The sequence below is a fragment of the Georgenia sp. 311 genome, from assembly GCF_006151955.1.
Classification (GTDB): domain Bacteria; phylum Actinomycetota; class Actinomycetes; order Actinomycetales; family Actinomycetaceae; genus Oceanitalea; species Oceanitalea wutianyii.
Genome location: NZ_VDFS01000058.1, coordinates 1 through 2,244, shown reverse-complemented (window position 1 = coordinate 2,244; position 2,244 = coordinate 1). Strand labels below are relative to the sequence as shown.

Below are 2,244 nucleotides of genomic sequence, written 5' to 3'. Positions count from 1 at the left end.
CCCGGGACCGCCGCGGGCCCTTCGGGGCCCACACCCCCACACAACCTGAGGAGCACCAGTGGTCGACGGCCTGTTCACCAATGACCCGATCATCGCGCAGAACTTCTTCCTGGAGATCGACGGTGAGGTCATCTCCACGCTGACCTCCGTCTCCGGCCTCGACATCGAGGTCTCCGTCTCGACGTCCAAGGCGTCCGGCGCGGGCGGCCAGATCGAGGAGGTCAAGGGCCTGGGCAACACCGTCTCGTCCCCGGACCTCCAGCTCAGCCGCATCGCCCCGCTCGACTCCGGCAGCGACAAGCTGTGGACCTGGTTCAACGAGATCCGCGGGACCGGCCTCAGGGCCACCGACCGCACCGGCCAGCGCAAGAACGGCTCGATCGTCCTGTACGACGCCGCGCGCACCGAGGTCGCCCGCTTCAACTTCTTCAAGGCGTGGCCGAGCAAGATCTCCACCGACCAGCTGAGCGTCGACAGCACCGAGGCCGTCAAGGAGAACATCACGCTGGTCATCGAGCGCCTCGAGCGGGTCAAGTGAGCCTGCAGACCCGTTACGACTTCACCCTGCCGCGCGGGTACCTCGACGCGGCGGGGGTGCTCCACCGTGAGGGGACGATGCGGCTGGCGACGGCGCGCGACGAGCTCGAGCCGCTGCGCGACCCGACGGTCGATGGGCCGGACGACCCGCGTCTCACCGTCGTCGTCCTCGCCCGGGTGGTCGAGCGCCTCGGGACCCTCGAGCTCGTCACCACGCGGGAGATCGAGTCGCTGTTCGCCGCGGACCTCGCCTTCCTCCAGGACTTCTACGGGGTCATCAACTTCGGGTCCCAGGCGGAGTACGAGGAGCTGCTCGCAGCGCAGCGGGACGCCGCAGCGCCGGTGACCGCATCGCCCGCGCCGGTGCCGCAGCCGGAGCCGGAGCCGGAGCCGCCGGCTCCCGCTCCGGTCACCGCGGGTGCTCCCGCGACGTCGCCCCGGTTCTCCCGGTCGGCGATCGAGGAGATCCCCAGCGACGGGCGGTGACGCATGCTGCGCTACCCGCCGGAGGCCCTGTGGCAGGAGGTCGCCTACCTCGCCTACCACCTGCACTGGCCGCTGGACGACCTGCTCGACCTCGAGCACCTGGACCGTGTGCGCCTCATCCGCGCGGTCTCCGCACTGAACGAACGAGCCTGGGAGGCGGTGAACGAGAGTGGTCCCATCCGATAGGGAGGTGCTGGGCGGCGAGCCGACCACGAGCGGGTGGTTCCTGTTCGAGGTCGACGGCGTCGAGATCGGCACGTTCCGGGAGGTCCGTGGCCTGGAGCTCACCGTCGACGTCGAGACGTACGTCGAGGGCGGGCAGAACGGCTTCGTCCACCGCTTCCCGGGGACGATGCGCTGGCCCAACCTCGTGTTCACCCGCGGGATGGTCGCCTCGGACGCGCTGTTCGCCTGGGTCTCCAGCTCGGCGGGGGAGTCCTTCGCCGCGAACGGCAACCGGCTCGTGCGCAGCACCGGCGCGGTGACGGCGATCAACTACATCGGCGAGCGGCTGCGCGCCTGGGAGTTCGACAACGTGTTCGCCGTGCGCTGGACCGGCCCGGAGTTCAGCGTGGACACCGAGGCCCAGCTCGTCGAGGAGCTGGAGATCGCGCACAACGGCTTCCGGGCGAAGACCTCATGACGGACCCGTTTCCCGCGCCCCGCCACCCGCTGGGCACCGAGGCGGCCCGGCGCTGGCGCCGCCCGGGCCCAGCCGTGCGCTCCCCGCGCTCGGCGCTGCTCGGGCTCCTCGCCTCCGGGGCCACCCGGTTCGCGGCGGGCACCGGACGCCCCGTCGCGGTCCGCCGCATGCTCGCCGGGCCCGACGAGCTGCGCGTCCAGCGGCTCTCCGGCGCCACCGTGCGCCCCCCGCGCTGGTGGCACCCGTCGCCGGAGCCGGTGACACCCGCACTACCCGAGCGCGGCCTGCGTCGTGCCGCCGCACCGGTGCCGGACGAGCGGACGTGGCGGCCGGGCAGCTTCTCGGCCGCGACGGCGCCCAAGGCGGTGCCCATGCGGCTGCCGGCGGAGGTGCAGGCGGCCGGCCGGATGATCACCAGCCTGGACACCCGGCGCCGCTCGGCACCGCCCCGACGGGCGCCCGACCCGGGGAACCCCACGGGGACCGGTCCCACGTCGCAGGCACCCGGTGCCGCGACCGGCGCCCCCGATCCGGCGACCGCGACGTCACCAGCCACCCGGCCCACCGGCGCGACCCTG

At 73.0% G+C, this 2,244-nt stretch carries 4 protein-coding genes and 1 pseudogene; all 5 read left to right on the top strand.

Annotated elements, in window-relative coordinates; translation table 11 throughout:
- Positions 1-58 precede the first annotated feature (58 nt).
- Positions 59-538, top strand: coding sequence for a phage tail protein (locus FHE66_RS12215; RefSeq protein WP_139073238.1), 480 nt, complete (start codon positions 59-61; stop codon positions 536-538).
- Positions 535-1,023, top strand: a complete 489-nt coding sequence (locus FHE66_RS12210; protein ID WP_139073237.1) for a hypothetical protein — start codon at positions 535-537, stop codon at positions 1,021-1,023. Before FHE66_RS12215 ends, FHE66_RS12210 begins: the two co-directional genes overlap by 4 nt.
- Positions 1,024-1,026: 3 nt before the next feature.
- Entirely contained in the window at positions 1,027-1,209 is a 183-nt protein-coding gene (locus tag FHE66_RS12205; RefSeq protein WP_139073236.1) for a DUF6760 family protein, read from the top strand.
- 4 nt (positions 1,210-1,213) lie between these two features.
- Complete coding sequence (locus FHE66_RS12200; RefSeq protein ID WP_230976575.1) at positions 1,214-1,666, top strand: phage tail protein; 453 nt, start codon at positions 1,214-1,216, stop codon at positions 1,664-1,666.
- Positions 1,663-2,244: pseudogene (locus tag FHE66_RS12195) on the top strand (hypothetical protein); the annotation flags it as partial. The gene FHE66_RS12200 and the pseudogene FHE66_RS12195, both read left to right, overlap by 4 nt.

What these genes read in the sequence shown, in the direction of transcription:
- FHE66_RS12205 (WP_139073236.1), top strand. Translation starts at nt 1,027, where the DNA reads ATGCTGCGCTACCCGCCGGAGGCCCTGTGGCAGGAGGTCGCCTACCTC.